This is a genomic window from Pseudomonas sp. 05N434 (assembly GCF_056396965.1).
Window position 1 is genome coordinate 25,653 of record NZ_JBFTMK010000013.1, and the last position, 17,662, is coordinate 43,314.

At 59.2% G+C, this 17,662-nt stretch carries 14 protein-coding genes and 2 pseudogenes; 1 reads left to right on the top strand and 15 read right to left on the bottom strand.

Annotated elements, in window-relative coordinates; genetic code table 11:
* Window positions 1–33: 33 nt before the first annotated feature.
* The 14 genes and pseudogenes from nuoF to AC1DLB_RS01785 form a co-directional block, all read right to left on the bottom strand.
* Window positions 34–1,389 (bottom strand): NADH-quinone oxidoreductase subunit NuoF, encoded by a 1,356-nt coding sequence (nuoF, locus tag AC1DLB_RS01720; protein ID WP_018925511.1) that lies wholly within the window; start codon window positions 1,387–1,389, stop codon window positions 34–36.
* Window positions 1,386–1,883 (bottom strand): NADH-quinone oxidoreductase subunit NuoE, encoded by a 498-nt coding sequence (nuoE, locus tag AC1DLB_RS01725; protein ID WP_477784524.1) that lies wholly within the window; start codon window positions 1,881–1,883, stop codon window positions 1,386–1,388. The genes nuoF and nuoE overlap by 4 nt, the downstream gene beginning before the upstream one ends.
* A 2-nt stretch (window positions 1,884–1,885) precedes the next feature.
* A complete protein-coding gene (nuoC, locus tag AC1DLB_RS01730) occupies window positions 1,886–3,670 on the bottom strand; it encodes an NADH-quinone oxidoreductase subunit C/D (protein WP_018925512.1) in 1,785 nt (594 codons plus the stop codon).
* A 30-nt stretch (window positions 3,671–3,700) separates the two neighbouring features.
* Window positions 3,701–4,117 (bottom strand): annotated as a pseudogene (nuoB, locus tag AC1DLB_RS01735) (NADH-quinone oxidoreductase subunit NuoB); the annotation flags it as partial.
* Between the two features lie 10 nt (window positions 4,118–4,127).
* On the bottom strand, window positions 4,128–4,541 hold the full coding sequence (locus tag AC1DLB_RS01740) for an NADH-quinone oxidoreductase subunit A (RefSeq protein ID WP_007940868.1): 414 nt from the start codon (window positions 4,539–4,541) through the stop codon (window positions 4,128–4,130).
* A gap of 545 nt (window positions 4,542–5,086) precedes the next feature.
* Window positions 5,087–6,412 carry an isocitrate lyase gene (gene aceA / locus AC1DLB_RS01745; RefSeq protein ID WP_018925513.1) on the bottom strand — a complete coding sequence of 442 codons (1,326 nt, stop codon included), beginning with the start codon at window positions 6,410–6,412 and terminating at the stop codon, window positions 5,087–5,089.
* 515 nt (window positions 6,413–6,927) lie between these two features.
* Window positions 6,928–7,689, bottom strand: a complete 762-nt coding sequence (locus AC1DLB_RS01750; RefSeq protein ID WP_018925515.1) for a secretin N-terminal domain-containing protein — start codon at window positions 7,687–7,689, stop codon at window positions 6,928–6,930.
* A 170-nt stretch (window positions 7,690–7,859) separates the two neighbouring features.
* A complete protein-coding gene (locus tag AC1DLB_RS01755) occupies window positions 7,860–8,285 on the bottom strand; it encodes a GNAT family N-acetyltransferase (RefSeq protein WP_019580080.1) in 426 nt (141 codons plus the stop codon).
* On the bottom strand, window positions 8,278–9,447 hold the full coding sequence (locus AC1DLB_RS01760) for a ribosomal protein uL16 3-hydroxylase (RefSeq protein WP_138867900.1): 1,170 nt from the start codon (window positions 9,445–9,447) through the stop codon (window positions 8,278–8,280). Before AC1DLB_RS01760 ends, AC1DLB_RS01755 begins: the two co-directional genes overlap by 8 nt.
* An 86-nt stretch (window positions 9,448–9,533) precedes the next feature.
* The gene (gene purB, locus AC1DLB_RS01765; RefSeq protein ID WP_018925518.1) at window positions 9,534–10,904 is read right to left on the bottom strand and encodes an adenylosuccinate lyase; all 1,371 of its coding nucleotides are present in this window, start codon (window positions 10,902–10,904) and stop codon (window positions 9,534–9,536) included.
* 128 nt (window positions 10,905–11,032) lie between these two features.
* A complete protein-coding gene (gene hflD / locus AC1DLB_RS01770; RefSeq protein WP_007940860.1) occupies window positions 11,033–11,656 on the bottom strand; it encodes a high frequency lysogenization protein HflD in 624 nt (207 codons plus the stop codon).
* Entirely contained in the window at window positions 11,653–12,783 is a 1,131-nt protein-coding gene (gene mnmA, locus AC1DLB_RS01775) for a tRNA 2-thiouridine(34) synthase MnmA (protein ID WP_477784525.1), read from the bottom strand. Before mnmA ends, hflD begins: the two co-directional genes overlap by 4 nt.
* A gap of 59 nt (window positions 12,784–12,842) precedes the next feature.
* Complete coding sequence (locus tag AC1DLB_RS01780) at window positions 12,843–13,289, bottom strand: NUDIX hydrolase (protein ID WP_018925520.1); 447 nt, start codon at window positions 13,287–13,289, stop codon at window positions 12,843–12,845.
* Between the two features lie 127 nt (window positions 13,290–13,416).
* Window positions 13,417–15,642 carry an NADP-dependent isocitrate dehydrogenase gene (locus AC1DLB_RS01785; protein WP_477743705.1) on the bottom strand — a complete coding sequence of 742 codons (2,226 nt, stop codon included), beginning with the start codon at window positions 15,640–15,642 and terminating at the stop codon, window positions 13,417–13,419.
* A 506-nt stretch (window positions 15,643–16,148) separates the two neighbouring features.
* On the opposite strand from AC1DLB_RS01785, the pseudogene icd reads away from it, so the two are divergent.
* A pseudogene (icd, locus tag AC1DLB_RS01790) lies at window positions 16,149–17,257 on the top strand (NADP-dependent isocitrate dehydrogenase).
* Window positions 17,258–17,343: 86 nt separating this feature from the next.
* On the opposite strand, the gene AC1DLB_RS01795 reads toward icd, so the two are convergent.
* Window positions 17,344–17,631, bottom strand: coding sequence for a cold shock domain-containing protein (locus AC1DLB_RS01795; RefSeq protein WP_064618787.1), 288 nt, complete (start codon window positions 17,629–17,631; stop codon window positions 17,344–17,346).
* Window positions 17,632–17,662 lie beyond the last annotated feature (31 nt).

Consider the following 17,662-nt stretch of genomic DNA (forward strand, 5'->3'; position numbering starts at 1 on the left):
GAACGGCACGGACCGTTCGCCTTTTTTAAAGCGTTAAGCGCCGACTACGATCGGCTTTGCCAGAGGCGGGACGACGGCGCGGGTAGGCGCGATGCCGGCTTCGAACTCTGGACGGAAGTATTTGATGGCACTGCCCAACGGCTCCACGGCACCCGGTGCGTGAGCACAGAAGGTCTTGCCTGGGCCGAGGAAACCGACCAGACCCAGCAGGGTCTCGATATCGCCGGCTTGCCCTTCACCGTTCTCGATCGCGCGCAGCAGCTTGACGCTCCACGGCAGACCGTCACGGCACGGGGTGCAGAAACCACACGATTCACGGGCGAAGAACTCTTCCATGTTGCGCAGCAGGGACACCATGTTGACGCTGTCGTCCACCGCCATGGCCAGGCCGGTACCCATACGGGTGCCCACTTTGGCGATGCCGCCGGCGTACATTTGTGCGTCCAGGTGTTCCGGCAACAGGAAACCGGTACCGGCGCCGCCTGGCTGCCAGCACTTGAGCTTGTAACCGTCGCGCATGCCACCGGCGTAGTCTTCGAACAGCTCGCGACCGGTAACGCCGAACGGCAATTCCCACAGGCCCGGGTTCTTGACCTTGCCGGAGAAGCCCATGAGCTTGGTGCCCATGTCTTCACTGCCTTCGCGAGCCAACGATTTGTACCAGTCCACGCCGTCGGCGATGATCGCCGGCACGTTGCACAGGGTTTCGACGTTGTTCACGCAAGTCGGCTTGCCCCACACGCCGACGGCGGCAGGGAAGGGCGGCTTGGAGCGCGGGTTGGCGCGGCGGCCTTCGAGGGAGTTGATCAGTGCGGTTTCTTCACCGCAGATGTAACGCCCGGCGCCGGTGTGGACGAACAGCTCGAAATCGAAGCCGCTGCCCAAAATGTTTTTACCCAACAGCCCCGCTGCCTTGGCTTCTTCCACGGCACGGTTGAGGTGCTTGGCAGCGGTGGTGTACTCGCCACGCAGGAAGATGTAGCCACGGTAGGTTTTCAGCGCGCGAGCACTGATCAGCATGCCTTCGATCAGCAGATGGGGCAGTTGCTCCATCAGCATGCGGTCTTTCCAGGTGTTCGGCTCCATTTCATCCGCGTTGCACAGCAGGTAGCGGATGTTGATGGATTCGTCCTTGGGCATCAGGCCCCACTTCACGCCAGTGGGGAAGCCTGCACCGCCGCGACCCTTGAGGCCGGAGTCTTTCACGGTCTGGACGATGTCGTCCTGGGCCATGTCGGCGAAGGCCTTGCGTGCAGCGGCGTAACCGTTCTTGGCCTGGTACTCGTCGAGCCATACGGCTTCGCCGTCGTCACGCAGGCGCCAGGTGAGCGGGTGAGTCTCGGCCGAACGCTTGATGCGGTTGGCTGGACCGAAGGAAGTCAGGGTCATACGTAGCCCTCGRGCAATTTGGCAACGCCGGCAGGCTGCACATCACCGAATGTGTCGTCGTCGATCATCAACGCCGGCGCCTTGTCACAGTTGCCGAGGCAGCAGACCGGCAGCAGGGTGAAGCGACCGTCGGCGGTGGTCTGGCCCAGGCCGATGCCCAGCTTGCTCTGGATTTCGCTGACCACCGACTCATGGCCGCCGATGTAGCAGACCATGCTGTCGCAGACGCGGATGATGTGACGGCCGACTGGCTGACGGAAGATCTGGCTGTAGAAAGTAGCCACCCCTTCAACGTCGCTGGCCGGGATGCCGAGGATTTCGCCGATGGCGTAGAGCGCGCCGTCAGGCACCCAACCACGTTCCTTCTGGACGATCTTCAGGGCTTCGATCGACGCCGCGCGCGGGTCTTCGTAGTGATGCAGCTCGTGCTCGATGGCCGAGCGCTCGGTTTCGCTGAGGGCGAAACGGTCTGTCAGGATAAGCGTGCTGTTCATGCTTAACGGTCCACGTCGGCCATAACGAAATCGATACTACCCAGGTACGCGATCAAGTCCGCGACCATGCTGCCTTTGATCACCGAAGGGATCTGCTGCAAGTGCGGGAAGCTTGGGGTACGAATCCGGGTGCGGTAGCTCATGGTGCCGCCATCGCTCGTCAGGTAATAACTGTTGATGCCCTTGGTCGCTTCGATCATCTGGAAGGATTCGTTGGCCGGCATGACCGGGCCCCACGAAACTTGCAGGAAGTGCGTGATCAGGGTCTCGATGTGCTGCAGCGTGCGCTCTTTAGGCGGCGGCGTGGTCAGCGGGTGATCCGCCTTGTACGGGCCTTCCGGCATGTTGCGCAGGCACTGCTCGATGATCTTGATGCTCTGGCGCATTTCTTCGACGCGAACGATGCAACGGTCGTAGGCATCGCCATTGGCCGCCAGCGGGACTTCGAATTCGAAGTTTTCGTAGCCGGAGTAGGGGCGAGCTTTACGCAGGTCGAAATTGCAACCGGTCGAGCGCAGGCCGGCACCGGTGACGCCCCATTCCAGGGCTTCCTTGGTGTTGTAGGCGGCGACGCCGATGGTCCGGCCACGCAGGATGCTGTTGTCCAGTGCGGCTTTCTGGTATTCGTCCAGACGCTTTGGCATCCACTCGACGAAATCCTTGACCAGTTTTTCCCAGCCGCGTGGCAGGTCGTGGGCGACGCCACCGATGCGGTACCAGGCCGGGTGCAGGCGGAAACCGGTAATGGCTTCGATCACCGTGTACGCCTTCTGGCGGTCGGTGAAGGTGAAGAACACCGGAGTCATGGCGCCGACGTCCTGGATGTAAGTCCCCAGGAACAGCAGGTGGCTGGTGATCCGGAAGAACTCGGCCATCATGATGCGGATGACGTCGACCTTCTCGGGCACCTTGATGCCGGCCAGCTTCTCGACCGAGAGCACGTACGGCAGGTTGTTCATTACGCCGCCGAGGTAGTCGATACGGTCGGTGTACGGAATGAAACTGTGCCAGGACTGGCGCTCGGCCATCTTCTCGGCACCACGGTGGTGGTAGCCGACGTCTGGCACGCAGTCGACGATCTCTTCACCGTCCAGCTGCAGGATGATACGGAACGCACCGTGGGCCGAAGGGTGGTTCGGACCCAGGTTGAGGAACATGTAGTCCTCGTTCGGGCCGGAACGCTTCATGCCCCAGTCTTCAGGCTTGAAGCGCGCGGCTTCTTCCTCAAGCTGTTGCTTGGCCAGGGTCAGGCTGAACGGATCGAACTCGGTGGCACGGGCCGGGAAGTCCTTGCGCAGCGGGTGACCTTCCCAGGTCGGCGGCATCATGATGCGGCTCAGGTGCGGGTGGCCGGCAAAGTGAATGCCGTACATGTCCCACACTTCACGCTCATACCAGTTGGCGTTCGGCCAGATGCTGGTGACGCTCGGCAGGTTGAGGTCGCTCTCGGACAAGGCAACCTTGATCATTACGTCACTATTACGTTCGATCGACATCAAGTGATAGAACACAGTGAAGTCGACGCCGTTTGGCAGCCCTTGACGCTTGGTACGCAGACGCTCGTCCACGCCGTGCAGGTCATAGAGCATGACGTACGGCTTGGGCAGGTTGCGCAGGAAAGTCAGGACTTCGACGAGTTTGGCACGGGCAACCCAAAGCACCGGCATGCCGGTGCGGGTAGGCTGGGCGGTGAACGCCTCTGGGCCAAAACGGTTGTTCAGTTCGACGACCACATCCTGGTCGTCTGCCTTATAAGGCGGGATGTACAGAGCACTGCCTGCAGTCATGGTTATTTATCGCTTTCGGTCAACGTAAAGAATGCCACCGGAGTTGGCGCACGAACCCATGGAAATGACCCATTTAGGTTCGAGCATCTGCTCGTAGAGACGCTGAATGATCGGCGCCATCTTGATGAAACAGGTACCGGCGATAACCATGAAATCCGCCTGACGCGGCGATGCCCGGATTACCTCGGCGCCAAAGCGCGCGATGTCGTGGGGCGCCGTGAAGGCGGTGGTCATTTCCACGTAGCAGCACGAAAGACCGAAGTTATACGGCCACAGGGAGTTCTTGCGCCCCCAGTTGATCGTGCCGTTGAGCACGTCTTCGAGCTTGCCCATGAAAATGTTTTTGTGAACTTGATCTTCTAACGGATCGGAAACGGTTTCCCGTTGGCCAATCGGATACTGCTCGTTAGGAGCATCGGGGTCGATCCTGGTGAGATTGTATTGCATTGCCAAAGCCTCATTGTTTCAGCTTCGCTTGCCGCTTAAGACGAGCTGCCGGAGCCCAGTCAAGGGCGCCCACTCGAAATAGGTAGACAAGACCTGCCAACAGAATTGCTATGAAAACGAGAGCTTCGACGAATCCGGTCCAGCCGCTTTCGCGGACGGACACAGACCAGGCAAAGAGAAAGAGGGCTTCGATATCGAAGATCACGAAGAGCATCGCGACCAGATAGAATTTGGCTGAGAGCCGCAAGCGGGCGCCACCTGTAGGTAGCATGCCGGACTCGAACGGTTCGTTTTTGCTGCGGCCCCAGGCTTTTGACCCGAGGAGGCTGGAGACGCCGAGCATGAAGGCGCAAAGGCCGCCGACACCCAGAAGGAAAATGGCAAAGCCCCAGTTGTGGGCCATGAGTCCGGTCGCTTCGGGCATGCTGGTAATCCTTAACAGAGAGCAAAGGTCTCTGAGCTTGATAAAGAAATAAGGCAGTGACGATATGTCGCAGCAATCAATCCCGCTGATTTTATGGCTAAACACCCTGCAAGTAAAATTCCTATAGCGAAATTATTTATTGGAATAAGGACATGACGCATCTCCAAAGCCCTGTAGCCCATACGGTTCGGGCATTAGCGGGGGTTTTGTCAAATATGTTTTGTAGGGAATGTAACGAACATAGTTGTCGCTAAATGATAATCAATGTTATTTGGTGTGGTTTTCAAACTGTTTAGCGAGCAGCGGTACGGGAAGTTGTCTTATATGCGCGTTACTGCAAGTAGCGCGCGGGGTGGTTTTACCTTGTTTTCCTGATCGTGAAACTGCTCTGGATCAAGGTTTTTCCCTGCGCTCGATCCTGTAGGAGCGAGAGGAGGGGAATCCCAGGCAAAAAAACGCCCCGAACCAGTCGGGGCGTCAGATGAGCGGCTTTGCGGTTAGCTTTTTATTCGGTCCGCAAGGGCCGTTTGTTTAAGCGAAGCAGATCAGTGGAACTGTTCTTCTTCGGTCGAACCGGTCAGTGCGGTTACCGAAGACGTGCCACCCTGGATCACGGTGGTCATGTCGTCGAAGTAGCCGGTGCCCACTTCCTGCTGGTGAGCCACGAAGGTGTAGCCCTTGGCGGCGTCAGCGAACTCTTGCTCTTGCAGCTTCACGTAGGCAGTCATGTCGTTGCGGGCGTAGTCGTGTGCCAGGTTGAACATGCTGTGCCACATGTTGTGAATGCCGGCCAGGGTGATGAACTGGTGCTTGTAACCCATGGCGGACAGTTCGCGCTGGAACTTGGCGATGGTCGCGTCGTCCAGGTTTTTCTTCCAGTTGAAGGAAGGCGAGCAGTTGTACGACAGCAGTTGGTCCGGGTATTCCTTTTTGATCGCTTCGGCGAAGCGACGGGCTTCGTCCAGATCCGGCTTGGCGGTTTCGCACCAGATCAGGTCGGCGTACGGCGCGTAGGCCAGGCCGCGAGCGATGGCCTGGTCGAGACCGGCGCGAACCTTGTAGAAGCCTTCCTGGGTACGGGTGCCGGTCACGAATGGCTGGTCGTACGGGTCGCAGTCGGACGTCAGCAGGTCAGCAGCGTTGGCGTCGGTACGGGCCAGGATAATGGTCGGTACGCCGGCGACGTCGGCTGCCAGGCGAGCAGCGGTCAGCTTCTGCACGGCTTCCTGGGTCGGAACCAGTACCTTGCCGCCCATGTGGCCGCATTTTTTCACGGAGGCCAGTTGGTCTTCGAAGTGAACGCCGGCGGCGCCTGCTTCGATCATGCTTTTCATCAGCTCGTAAGCGTTCAGCACGCCGCCGAAACCGGCTTCAGCGTCAGCCACGATCGGGGCGAAGTAGTCGATGTAGCCTTCATCGCCCGGGTTCTTGCCGGCTTTCCACTGGATCTGGTCAGCGCGACGGAACGAGTTGTTGATGCGCTTGACCACGGTTGGAACCGAATCCACCGGGTACAGCGACTGGTCCGGGTACATCGATTCGGCGGAGTTGTTATCCGCAGCCACTTGCCAGCCCGACAGGTAGATCGCCTGGATGCCAGCCTTGACTTGCTGTACCGCCTGGCCACCGGTCAGGGCACCCATGCAGTTAACGAAATCTTTCTCGGGACGGAAGGATGGCTTGGCGCCCTGGGTCACCAGGTTCCAGAGCTTCTCGGCGCCCATTTTTGCAAAGGTGTGCTCAGGTTGAACCGAGCCACGCAGACGGACGACGTCAGCAGCGGAGTAATTGCGCTTCACGCCTTTCCAGCGTGGGTTTTCAGCCCAGTCTTTTTCGAGGGCTGCAATTTGCTGTTCGCGTGTCAGTGCCATGGAGATAAACCTCGTCGCGTCTTTAATCGAAAATGGTTCTGGGTGAACAATTCCTGCGTGCCAAATACGCTCATTCAGTTGGGGGCGTACATGGCTGCTCGCTGACCAGAAGCTTAGGCGGTCAAGTCGGGTTCGGCGGGGATGGCGACGGGATGAACGATGGGCTCGAGGGGGAGGTGAGCAGGTAAGGGCGAACTGGCGAGCGCATTCGGGCGTCGTGGGCCTTGGTGCGAACTTCAGTGTGGAGCCGGGTTACCTAATTACGCTTCCGTCCCTCGGGACAACTTCGTTCCAGTCGGCAACCTCGTCAAACACGCCTTGTGGGCGGTACAGACACGAATCGGCTCGCGGGGTAGGGTGCGAACAGCGACTCGAAAGCCCTTGCCAGGGCCTCTGATTAGCGGGAGCGAGGCCATCATGCCTTTGCTTTTTTGGCTCGTCAAACGTTTTGTAGTGCTTTTTTTCAAGCACTACATCTTTGGTCTAATACGACTAATCAGTCAGTTTTTGGTGCTTTAGTCCAAGGTGTCGACTTTCACCCGCAAAGTCATGTCATCCCGGCCCTGAGTCGAGTAGCTGCGGGTCAGGCCCTGTTTGTCGGCCTGAGTCTGACGATTCACGCCGGCCAGGGTGATCCACTCGCCCAGTCGACCGCTGACAGTTGTGTCGGTACTTTGCACGTTCACTACATCGGGACGTTCCTGGCTCATCCGGTCACGGTTGGTGCTGATAGCCAGGTGAACGATGTTGCCGGTGACGCTGGCGGTGACGTAGAAACCCTGGGTGACATTGCGGTATTCGGTCTGGCTGCGCAGGTCGCCATAGCCGTCAGTCTGAGTGCTGGTGAGCGGCACGCTTTGGCCGACCTGGATTAGCGCCGGTGCGCCTTCGCTGGCCTGAATCTGCTGGATACCGCCTTCACGGCTGTCGGTGCTGCGATTGATGATGCGGGTTTGATTCGGTGCGGCACCGTTGACCGAGTAGCCCTGATCGCCCTGAAAGTTGTTTTCGTTGGTGTCGACGGTGATCAGTAAGCGTTTGGGGGCGGTGTCGAGTTGCGCGAGGAAGGTCTTGAGTTCATCGATCTTGTCGGGCTCGGCGTTGACGATCAGCTGGTTGCCGTAGGCGCTGACCTTGCCGTCCTTGCCGATGAAGTTCTGCGCTACTGGCAGCAGGTCGGCGCTGGTGCGGTAATTCAGGGGCACGATCTCGGTGGCGGCCATGACCGAAAAACTGCAGGTCAGCAGCAGCGTGGTGAGCAGGGTGCGTAGGGACATGTCCGTTTCTCCGCAAATCAAAGGTTTGATATTGCCAGTTTGTCGGCCCGGCGTGGTGCGAGTTGAATCACAGACAGCAAAACGCCCCGGCATCCGAGAATGGCGGGGCGTTTTGTGGTGTTCTTGATATGTATTTGTGGTGAGGGGGCAAGCCCCCTCGCCACAGGGAATCAAGTCGAGTGACGCACCATGTCCACATGCGGAATCCCGGCTTCCAGGAATTCCTCACTGACCATGCTGAAACCCAGGCGTTCATAGAACGCCGTGGCCTGCACTTGCGCGCTCAGCATCTGCTGCTTCAGTCCGCGCTTCTCGGCTTCACCGATCACCGCTTGCATCAGCGCATCGCCAACCTTCATGCCGCGCCAGTCTTTGAGCACCGACACCCGGCCGATGTGGCCATCGGGCAACAGGCGGGCGGTGCCGATCGGAAAGTCGCCTTCGAAGGCCAGGAAGTGCACCGCCGTGGCGTCATCGGCATCCCATTCCAGTTCAGGAGGAACGGATTGCTCGGCGACGAATACCGCTTCACGAATGCGCCGGATCTCGGCGTTGTCCTTTTGCCAGTCTGCGACACGTACGTGAATCTTATTCATCGGCAAACCCCAGGCTGCCCTGCTTGACCAGTTCACACAGCAGGCCACGGCCGTCTTCGTCGCTCAGCCATGGGCCGAGGTTATCGACATGTAGGGCGTCGGCGGCGCAGATCATTTTCAGCAGCTCGCGCAGCTTGCCCGGCAGGTAACGACTCTGGCCGCTGGCGAACAGCAGCAGGTCATCGTCGACTTCCGACCAGGCCAAGCGCGCACTCGGGTTGCGGATCAGCACGGCACCTTCTTCGAGAGCGCTGAGGAAGTCTTGCTCTTCGACTTCTTCCGGGCCGACCACCAGTTCCGGGTAGCGCGGCTCGGTCATGAACTGGCCGAACCAGGTCAGCAGCAGGCGCTCGTCGCTCATGTGCTCGGCCAGCAGGCTTTTGAGGCGATCAAGGGCATCGTGCTGGATCTGATGAGGATCGACCGCCGGCAGGGCGTCGGCGTCGGTGTAGCGCTCTTCGTCCGACAGGAACTGGCTGAGGAAGTCGGTGAAGTGGGTCAGCACTTCAGCGGCGCTCGGGGCGCGGAAACCGACCGAGTAGGTCATGCAGTCGTCGACAGCCACGCCACAGTGAGCCAGGCGCGGCGGCAGGTAGAGCATGTCGCCCGGTTCCAGTACCCACTCATCGGTGGCTTCGAATTCGGCGAGGATGCGCAGGTCCGCGTGCTGCAGCAGCGGGCTCTCGGTGTCGCACATCTGGCCGATTTTCCAGTTGCGCTTGCCGTGGCCTTGCAGCAGGAACACGTCGTAGTTATCGAAGTGCGGGCCGACGCTGCCACCTGGGGCGGCGAAGCTGATCATCACGTCGTCGACGCGCCAGCTCGGCAGGAAGCGGAAGTTTTCCAGCAGTTCGGCAACTTCCGGCACGAATTGGTCGACGGCTTGCACCAGCAGGGTCCATTCGCGTTCCGGCAGTTTGCTGAATTCGTCTTCGGCGAACGGGCCGCGGCGCAATTCCCAAGGGCGCTCACCGTGCTCGATCACCAGGCGCGATTCGACTTCTTCTTCCAGCGCCAGGCCGGCGAGTTCGTCGGCGTCGATCGGGCTTTCGAAATCAGGAATCGCCTGACGGATCAGCAGGGGTTTTTTCTGCCAGTAGTCGCGCAGGAATTCCCGTGCCGTGATGCCGCCCAGAAGTTGAAGAGGAATGTCAGGATTCATGTGTAACCTATTGAAAAAATGCACTTTTCAGACGGGAATAAAAACGCCCGGCGGCGCCGGGCGTCTCAAGCGGGTAGAGCGGTCGATCAGATGCGTTTGGCTTGTGCTACAGCGTTGCCGATGTAGTTGGCCGGGGTGAGCAGTTTCAGCTCAGCCTTGGCGGCGGCTGGCATGTCCAGGCCGTCGATGAAAGTTTGCAGTGCTTCAGGGCTGATGCCCTTGCCGCGCGTCAGCTCTTTGAGCTTCTCGTACGGGTTTTCGATGTTGTAGCGACGCATCACGGTCTGGATCGGCTCGGCCAATACTTCCCAGCAAGCGTCCAGGTCGGCGGCAATCTTTTGCTCGTTGAGCTCCAGTTTGCTGATGCCTTTGAGGCTGGCTTCGTACGCGATCACGCTGTGGGCGAAGCCGACACCGAGGTTGCGCAGCACGGTGGAGTCGGTCAGGTCGCGCTGCCAGCGGGAAATTGGCAGTTTGCTCGCCAGGTGCTGGAACAGTGCGTTGGCGATGCCCAGGTTGCCTTCGGAGTTTTCGAAGTCGATCGGGTTGACCTTGTGCGGCATGGTCGACGAACCGATTTCGCCAGCGATGGTGCGCTGTTTGAAATAACCCAGGGAGATGTAGCCCCAGATGTCGCGGTCGAAGTCGATCAGGATGGTGTTGAAGCGCGCGATCGCGTCGAACAGCTCGGCGATGTAGTCGTGCGGTTCGATCTGCGTGGTGTACGGGTTGAAGCCCAGGCCCAGTTCGTCTTCGATGAAGGCGCGGGCGTTGGCTTCCCAGTCGATCTCAGGGTAGGCCGACAGGTGAGCGTTGTAGTTGCCGACGGCGCCGTTGATCTTGCCCAGCAGCGGAACGGCGGCGACTTGGGCGATTTGACGCTCCAGGCGGTAAACCACGTTCGCCAGCTCTTTGCCCAGGGTGGTCGGCGATGCCGGTTGGCCGTGGGTGCGCGACAGCATCGGCACTTCAGCGAAACGGAGGGCCAGTTCGCGGATGGCGTTGGCGGTCTGGCGCATCAGCGGCAGCATCACGTCATCACGGCCTTCACGCAGCATCAGGGCGTGGGACAGGTTGTTGATGTCCTCGCTGGTGCAGGCAAAGTGGATGAACTCGCTGACCTTGGCCAGTTCCGGCAGCTTGGCCGCCTGCTCTTTGAGCAGGTATTCAATGGCTTTGACGTCGTGGTTGGTGGTGCGCTCGATCTCTTTGACACGCTCGGCGTGCTCCAGAGAGAAGTTTTCCGCCAGGGTGTTCAACACAGCGTTGGCTTCGGCGGAGAACGCCGGCACTTCGCTGATGGCAGGGTGAGCGGCCAGGCGCTGGAGCCAGCGCACTTCAACCAGAACGCGAGCACGGATCAGGCCGTATTCGCTGAAAATTGGGCGCAGGGCCTGGGTTTTGCCGGCGTAGCGGCCGTCAACAGGGGAAACCGCAGTGAGCGAAGAGAGCTGCATGGGGTGTTCTCGGACAGTCGGGCAACGAAATGGGGCGCGTATCATACATGAAAAATATCCGCCGGTCCGTTGCCAACTGACCGGCGTATTACGCGTTACTGACTACAAAACGGTATTGCAGGCGCGGTTCAGCTGCTGCGCATCAGCGGGTAAAGCTCTTTAAGCAACTTGCGTCGGCTGATCACCAACTGCCAGCGATGACCGCCCAACTGCCGCCACAGGCGTGCCGAACGAATCCCGGCCAGCAACAGTGCGCGGATTTTCGAGGCATTGCTCGGTTGCTGCAGGTTGCGCATGTCGCCATGCACCTGAATCCGTTGGCGCAAGGTGCTCAGGGTGTCCTGGTACAGCGCACCGCAAGCGGCGATCACGTTTTCGTGGGCCGGGCCGAAGTGTTCGACCTGGGACTGAATCTGCGGCAGGCGTTTGCCGATCACGTCCAGCATGTCATTGCGCTTGGCCAATTGGCGCTCCAGTCCCAGCATCGCCAGGGCGTAGCGCAGCGGTTCGCGCTGAAGGGTGCTGGGATCGCGTTCCAGGGCGCCGATCAATGCGCGATAGCCTTCGCGCAAATTGATGTCGTCGCCGCCATACACTTCCAGAGTGTCCTTGGGGTCGCGAATCAACAGGCTGCCGAGCATGCAAGTCAGGCCGGCTTCGTTGGTCTGCCCGGTCTTGGCTATCTTGTCGACCAGCACGGCGGCGAGAAACACGCCGCCCAGGGCCGTCAGTTGCTCCTGAGTCGGGCTCATGAATGGTCCTTGCTGGTCCAGGGTTCGGCCACTTCGATCACGCCGCCGCCGAGGCAGATTTCACCGTCGTAGAACACCACGGATTGGCCCGGAGTGACCGCGCGTTGCGGGTCATCAAAGGTGGCGCGGTAGCCGGTGGCGGTCTTCTCCAGGGTGCAAGGCTGGTCGCTCTGGCGATAACGCACTTTGGCGGTCAGCCTGCGCGGCTCGGTCAAGTCGATCGGGTTGACCCAATAGATGTCCGAGGCGAGCAGGGCGCGGGAGAACAGCTGCGGGTGGGCATTGCCCTGGCCAACGATCAGCTCGTTGTGTTCCAGGTCCTTGATCAATACGTACCACGGTTCTTCACCGGCGTCTTTCAGGCCGCCGATGCCCAGGCCCTGGCGCTGGCCGATGGTGTGATACATCAGGCCATGGTGGCGGCCGATGACTTCACCGTCGGTGGTCTTGATCTCGCCGGGTTGGGCCGGCAGGTATTGCTTGAGGAAATCGCTGAAGCGACGTTCGCCGATGAAGCAGATTCCGGTGGAGTCCTTTTTCTTCGCGGTGGCCAGGTCGTGTTTCTCGGCAATCGCGCGGACTTCGGGTTTTTCCAGCTCGCCGACCGGGAACAGGGTCTTGGCGATCTGTTCGCCGCCGACGGCGTGCAGGAAGTAGCTCTGGTCCTTGTTCGGATCCAGGCCCTTGAGCAATTCGGTGCGACCATCGATGTCGCGGCGACRCACGTAGTGGCCGGTGGCGATCAGGTCGGCGCCGAGCATCATGGCGTAGTCGAGGAACGCCTTGAACTTGATCTCGCGGTTGCACAGGATGTCCGGGTTCGGCGTGCGGCCGGCCTTGTATTCGGCCAGGAAGTGCTCGAACACGTTGTCCCAGTACTCGGCGGCGAAGTTGGCGGTGTGCAGCTTGATGCCAATCTTGTCGCAAACGGCCTGCGCGTCCGCCAGGTCATCCATGGCGGTGCAGTATTCCGTTCCGTCGTCTTCTTCCCAGTTCTTCATGAACAGGCCTTCCACCTCATAGCCTTGCTCGATCAGCAGGAGAGCGGAAACGGAAGAGTCCACGCCGCCGGACATACCGACAATGACGCGCTTCTTTTGTGTGGCAGAAGGGGCTGGATCACGCATAGGGATTTAATGAGTGTCTTGAAAAAGGACGCGATTCTAGCAGGCTCAAGCCTGCAAGGCTAAAGAGAAGGGCGGATCAGCTCGAGGCTGAAGTGTTTACCGTCCAGATAATCATCGATGCAGCGGATGATCAGCTCACTGCGCCAGTTTGCGCGCTGTTGCAGCAGTTCGTCACGCGTCAGCCATTTTGCGCCGACAATACCGTCGTCCAATTGATAGTCGGGATGGTGTTTCAGCGCTTTGGCGGTGAAGCAGACGCGTTGATAGGTCACTCCGTTGCTCGGGGCGGTGTAGAGATAAATGCCTATTACGCCGGTTGGCTCGACGTCCCAGCCGGTTTCTTCGAGGGTTTCGCGTACGGCGGCCTCGATCAGGGTTTCGTCCGGGTCCAGATGACCGGCGGGCTGATTGAGCACCGTTCGTCCGTGTTTGGATTCTTCGACCATCAGGAAGCGACCGTTGTCTTCGACGATGGTGGCGACGGTGATGTGGGGTAGCCAATCCATGAAATGTCCTCGATGTTGAATTTGAAGCGCTTTCCCTGTGGGGGGCGGTGTTCACATTTGAATGCTGTCAACGCTGAAAGCACAAACCCCGGCGCATGGCCGGGGTTTGTGATGTTCCCTTACAACCTTAAACCAACGCAGCAATCGCAGCGTTGAAGGTTGCGCTCGGGCGCATGGCCTTGCTGATCAGCTCGGCATTGGCGTGGTAGTAACCGCCGATGTCCACTGGCTTGCCCTGAACGGCGTTGAGCTCGGCAACGATGGTTGCTTCGTTCGCGGTCAGGGTTTTGGCCAGTTCGCCAAATTGCGCTTGCAGTGCAGCGTCTTCGGTCTGGGCGGCCAGGCCTTGAGCCCAGTACAGTGCCAGGTAGAAGTGGCTGCCGCGGTTGTCGATGTTGCCGACTTTACGCGATGGCGACTTGTTGTTGTCCAGGAACTGGCCAGTGGCCTGATCCAGGGTCTTGGCCAGCACCAGCGCTTTAGGGTTGTTGTACGTCACACCCAGATGCTCAAGGGAGGCGGCCAGGGCCAGGAACTCGCCCAGGGAGTCCCAGCGCAGGAAGTTTTCTTCCAGCAGCTGTTGAACGTGCTTCGGTGCCGAACCGCCAGCGCCGGTTTCGAACAGACCGCCGCCATTCATCAGCGGAACGATCGACAGCATCTTGGCGCTGGTGCCCAGTTCCATGATCGGGAACAGGTCAGTCAGGTAGTCGCGCAATACGTTGCCGGTCACCGAAATGGTGTCGAGGCCGGAGCGAGTGCGCTCCAGGGTGAACTTCATCGCGTCGACTGGCGACATGATGCGGATGTCCAGGCCGGAAGTGTCGTGATCCTTCAGGTAGGCCTGAACTTTCTCGATCACTACGCCGTCGTGGGCGCGCATTGGGTCCAGCCAGAAAATCGCTGGAGTGCTGCTTGCGCGAGCACGGTTGACGGCCAGTTTGACCCAGTCCTGGATCGGCGCGTCTTTGGTCTGGCACATGCGGAAGATGTCGCCGGCTTCAACCGACTGTTCCAGCAGCAGGGTGCCTTTGCTGTCGGTGACACGAACAACGCCGTTGGCCTTGATCTGGAACGTCTTGTCGTGCGAGCCGTACTCTTCGGCTTTTTTCGCCATCAGGCCAACGTTCGGCACGCTGCCCATGGTGGTCGGATCGAAGGCGCCGTTTGCCTTGCAGTCTTCGATCACCGCCTGGTAGATGGTGGCGTAGCAGCGATCAGGGATCACCGCTTTGGTGTCGTGCAACTGGCCGTCGGTGCCCCACATTTTGCCGGAGTCACGGATCATGGCCGGCATCGAGGCGTCGACGATGACATCGCTCGGCACGTGCAGGTTGGTGATGCCTTTGTCGGAGTTGACCATGGCCAACGATGGGCGAACGGCATAAACCGCCTGGATGTCCGCTTCGATCTGCGCTTGTTGCTCGGCAGGCAAGGCCTTGATGCGAGCGTACAGGTCGCCGATGCCGTTGTTCAGGTTGAAGCCGATCTGCGCCAGCACGTCAGCGTGTTTGGCCAGTGCGTCTTTATAGAACTCGGCAACGATCTGGCCGAACATGATCGGGTCGGAGACCTTCATCATGGTGGCTTTGAGGTGAACCGACAGCAGTACACCTTTGGCCTTGGCGTCTTCGATCTCGGCGGCGATGAAGCTACGCAGCGCGTTTTTGCTCATGACCGCGCAATCGAGGATCTCACCGGCTTGTACGGTGGTTTTTTCTTTCAGGACGGTGGTGGTGCCGTCTTGAGCGATCAGTTCGATTTTAACGGCGTCAGCGGCGTCGATCAGGGCAGCTTTTTCGCTGCCGTAGAAATCGCCGGTGCTCATGTGGGCTACGTGGGACTTGGAGTCCTTGGCCCAGGCGCCCATTTTGTGCGGGTGCTTGCGCGCATAGTTCTTGACCGACAGCGGTGCACGACGATCGGAGTTGCCTTCGCGCAGAACCGGGTTTACGGCGCTGCCCTTGATCTTGTCGTAGCGGGCCTTGGCTTCTTTGTCGGCGTCGCTGGTCACGGTTTCCGGGTAGTCCGGCAGTGCATAGCCCTGGGCTTGCAACTCTTTGATCGCGGCCTGCAGTTGCGGAACCGAAGCGCTGATGTTCGGCAGCTTGATGATGTTGGCTTCAGGTGTAACGGCCAGGTCGCCCAGTTCGGCGAGGTGGTCGGCTACTGCTTTGTCACCCAATTGCTCGGGGAAGCTGGCCAGGATGCGCCCTGCAAGAGAGATATCGCGGGTTTCAACGGCGATATCAGCGGAGGCGGTGAAGGCCTCTACGATAGGCAACAGTGAATAGGTGGCGAGGGCTGGGGCTTCGTCGGTGAAGGTATAGATGATCTTCGAGCGGGTGGGCATATTCGGATTAACTCTCTCTTCTTTGCTAAAGCGTGCATAGAAACTCGAGGGGCGCCGGGTAAGCGCGTTCGTTCAAAGTCATCCATGAGCCGAATGTCGAGGTTTCTTTGCGGTGATGTTGGGTGCATCGGTCGAGCGTCAAGCGGGTGGACTGCGGTAACAATCCTGCTTTTCCGGGCCCAGAGTCTCGGCTACATTTCCAGTGGCAGAGAGGTCGGCCGTCGTGACTCTGTGGTCAGCGGCGGCATTATACATAGGTAGCTGGCAATCTGCCGATGGTTCATATGCAACGATTCTCGTCCATTGGTCTAAAGGTCGCAGGCAGGCGTGGGGAGTAGCCTTGTATGGTGTGCTTGAGTTTGGCGCTTTTCCCTTTACTTTCAGGCTTGTACGTCACGAACTGTGCAGCTTCGCGGCAGATGGACGGAACATAGGGTTTGCGCGCCGATTCAACTGGGGTACGCTCGGACGAAGCCAGATGTTCAATCCAAACAATGGAGTTCAGCATGGGATACAAGAAGATTCAGGTTCCAGCCGTCGGCGAAAAAATCACCGTCAACGCGGACCATTCTCTCAATGTTCCTAACAACCCGATCATTCCCTTCATTGAAGGCGATGGTATTGGCGTTGATATCAGCCCGGTCATGATCAAGGTTGTCGATGCTGCTGTTAAGAAGGCCTACGGCGGCGAGCGCAAAATTTCCTGGATGGAAGTCTACGCCGGGGAGAAAGCGACTCAGGTTTACGATCAGGACACCTGGCTGCCTCAGGAAACCCTGGACGCGGTCAAGGGCCAGGCGACGTCGACATGACCATCTTCCGCGAAAACTCGGAAGACATTTATGCCGGTATCGAATGGAAAGCAGGTTCGCCGGAGGCGACCAAGGTCATCAAGTTCCTTAAAGAAGAAATGGGCGTCACCAAGATCCGTTTCGACCAGAATTGCGGTATCGGCGTCAAGCCGGTTTCCCTGGAAGGCACCAAGCGTCTGGCGCGCAAGGCCCTGCAGTATGTGGTCGACAATGACCGCGACTCGCTGACTATCGTGCACAAAGGCAACATCATGAAGTTCACCGAAGGTGCCTTCAAGGAATGGGCTTACGAAGTGGCTGCCGAAGAATTCGGCGCGACCCTGCTCGACGGCGGTCCGTGGATGCAGTTCAAAAACCCGAAAACCGGCAAGAACGTCATCGTCAAGGACGCCATCGCCGACGCCATGCTTCAGCAGATCCTGCTGCGTCCGGCCGAGTACGATGTGATCGCCACCCTGAACCTCAATGGTGACTACCTCTCCGATGCCCTGGCGGCAGAAGTGGGCGGTATCGGTATTGCGCCGGGTGCGAACCTGTCCGACACCGTGGCCATGTTCGAAGCCACCCACGGTACCGCGCCGAAGTACGCCGGCAAGGACCAGGTCAACCCGGGTTCGTTGATTCTGTCCGCCGAAATGATGCTGCGTCACATGGGCTGGACCGAAGCGGCCGATCTGATCATCAAGGGCACCAATGGCGCCATTGGTGCGAAAACCGTGACCTACGACTTCGAGCGTCTGATGGACGGTGCCAAACTGGTGTCGTCTTCGGGCTTCGGTGATGCGCTGATCTCGCACATGTAAGCGAAGAGCGGCTGCAATAAAACCGCCCGGCTCGAGTGATCGAGTCGGGCGGTTTTATTATGACTGGATGCCTTGGGTGGTATGAATCAGCTCACGGCTTTGGCGTGGCTGCTGGTAGCGGCTGCGGCGGCTACTGCGTCAATGGCCACTTTGTCCGTAATGTTGACGGCGTGCAGCCCCTTGGGGCCTTGAACAATGTCAAAGTATACGGCTTGCCCGGCCTTGAGGGTCTTGTATCCATCCATCTTGATTGCCGAAAAGTGGGCAAAGAAATCGATATCCTTGCCATCCTCGTCGCGACCTTCTCCGGCGTCGGTGTTAATGAAACCGAACCCCTTGGCATTGTTGAACCATTTCACCTTACCGACAGCCATACTCATATCCCTCTGCAACAGACTCCATCAC